Annotated in this window: 3 protein-coding genes; 1 reads left to right on the forward strand and 2 read right to left on the reverse strand. The window is 69.3% G+C overall.

Translation table 11 applies throughout. The annotated features are described in order from the left end of the window. Position 1 precedes the first annotated feature (1 nt). Both ACIP98_RS42255 and ACIP98_RS42260 read right to left on the reverse strand, forming a co-directional pair. A complete protein-coding gene (locus ACIP98_RS42255; RefSeq protein WP_401982188.1) occupies positions 2-1,366 on the reverse strand; it encodes an FtsK/SpoIIIE domain-containing protein in 1,365 nt (454 codons plus the stop codon). 2 nt (positions 1,367-1,368) lie between these two features. Continuing rightward, positions 1,369-1,719, reverse strand: coding sequence for a hypothetical protein (locus ACIP98_RS42260; protein ID WP_401982191.1), 351 nt, complete (start codon positions 1,717-1,719; stop codon positions 1,369-1,371). 155 nt (positions 1,720-1,874) lie between these two features. Here ACIP98_RS42260 and ACIP98_RS42265 point away from each other — a divergent pair. Then, on the forward strand, positions 1,875-2,194 hold a 320-nt coding region (locus ACIP98_RS42265), incomplete at its 3' end, for a helix-turn-helix domain-containing protein (protein ID WP_401982192.1).

Raw genomic sequence — 2,194 nt, forward strand, 5'->3', positions numbered from 1 at the left:
GTCAGGCAGCGTCCGGCAGCCGCACAGGGGCGGGAGCACGGAGCGGCTTGGGCGGGGCCACGGGCGGCAGAGCGGGCCGGAAGGCGGCAAGCTCGGGCAGCTCCGGGGTCAGGTCCGCAAGGCGGTTGCAGACGTTGACCGCGTGCCGCAACGAGGTGAGCGGTGTCCGGGTGCGGACCCAGCCGCCGGCAGAGTCGGCGGCGACGGCGACGCCGGGCGTCTCGGTGGGGATCTGGATCGCGGCCAGCACTGCGTCCGGGGCGATGTCGCCGAACGCCATGTTGGCGCTGGTCTCGTCGTTGACCCGGTGCGCGGTCCGACCGGTGAGCTGGGCACGAAGCATCGTGATGCCCTTGCCGAGTTCGGAGCCGAAGCGCTGTCCGCACACCTCGACATAGATGCCGGCGGCGCGGCCGAGCTGGGCGAGGCTGACCAGGTTGGTGACGATCCGGTCCCGGCGCTTCTCTTCTTCCTTCGTGGCGTAGAGGGCCAGCTCTGCTACCTCGTCGATGAGGAGCACGACCGGCACGGGACGCAGGCTCTCGGGCAGGTCCCAGATGTCGGCTGCGATCTCCGCATCGGGGGTGTCGGCGCTCACGCGCTGTTCGCGGCGGATGAGCTGGTAGGCGTCGGCCATACGTCCGGTGAGCGCTTCCAGCAGGTCGGCGGCGGTGTCGGGATTGTCGGCCAGGGCCGAGAACCGGCGGGCCAGCGGGGAGAGCTCGACGCCCTGTTTGCAGTCGATGCCGACCAGGGCGACGTGCTGCTTGGCGAGTTCGGTGACGAGCCTGCGCTGATAGACGGACTTACCGGACTGTGTAGCGCCGATGTTCAGCGCGTGCGGCACCTTCCGGTAATCCCGGTAGTGGACCTCCCCGTCATCGCGCAGCGCGACAGGTACACGCATCGGTGTCGCGTCGACCTTCGCGGGCATCTGCACCCGCCTGAGAACGTCGTAGCCGGTCATCCGCAGCTCGACCACACCCGAGCGGACCTCGCGGGCGGTCACCGCATACATGGCGAAGGAGTGCCGCAGCCGGTCGGAGGCCGCCGAGAAATCGAAGGCGTCCTGTCCGGGGCGCATCTTCAACCGCATGACCAGACCCGTCCGGGTGGGCCGCACGCGCAGGATGCGAGGTGCCCGCGGGCCCGGTACGGGACGGTTCGCGGCCCGAGCGAGTGCCATGCGCCAGCGCGACGGCGGGACGGTCAGCCCGCAGGCGTCCATCACCGATCCGTACCGGACGGCCACCCGCAGCAGCGCGAGCGAGACCCCGAAGGTCAGCCAGTACCAGGCCGGGCGCCGCCACCGCAGAACCAGTGCGGTAGCGACGACCAGCAGCAGCGCGACCGTGAAGCGGGTCATGGTCAGGCCGCCTTCGCGGCGCCGGCGGCGAGAGAGGTGACGGCCACGGCACGGAAGCTGATGCCGTGGCGGCGCTGCCCGTTGAAGTCGTTCTCCCACGGCCGGGCCACCAGGCCGGTCAGCGCGACCGGCGTTCCCATCACCAGGTCACCGGAGATACCGGGCTCGGGCACCGTCACGGACAGGATTTCCACGTCGCCGTTGGCCGCGAACATCACGTCGACGGTCATCATCGTTGCGCCGGTCTCGGCGTCGGTGGCGATCTCGCCGGTACGGCGGTCGCGGACCTTGGGCTGGGGTGCCTGGGCCACCATCACGGTGGCGGCGGAGGTGTCCACGGGGATCTGACGCATCGTCTGTCTCCTGTTGGAGTAGGCGTTCCGCCGTCGTTCGGCGGTGAGTTCAGGAGACCGCGAGAAGTGGCGGACGCATCACGGTCCGTATGGACGTTTGGGGACGTCTGAGCTATCGTCAAAACGTCCCTGGCGTCCCCCGGAAGGGCACGACGATGGCGAACGAGCGGTTACGAGCGGCCATTTCGGCAAAGGGCGAGACGATCCAGTCCGTGGCGGACCACGTCGGGGTTGATCCCAAAAGCGTGGAGCGCTGGATCACCACAGATCGCACGCCTCACCGGGGCCACCGCTGGAAGGCGGCGAGCTTCCTGGGCGTGGACGAGGTCTACGTGTGGCCGTCGGTCCAGAAGCAGGCAGAGACGGCCAGCACCTCCGAATTGATCACGTACTACCCGCACCGCGGAGCGGTCCCCGCAGCGTTGTGGTCATCGCTGATCGAGCAGGCCACCAGCCACGTCGAGATCCTGGTCTA

It is taken from the genome of Streptomyces sp. NPDC088354, assembly GCF_044753585.1.
In the GTDB taxonomy this organism is placed as follows: Bacteria; Actinomycetota; Actinomycetes; order Streptomycetales; family Streptomycetaceae; genus Actinacidiphila.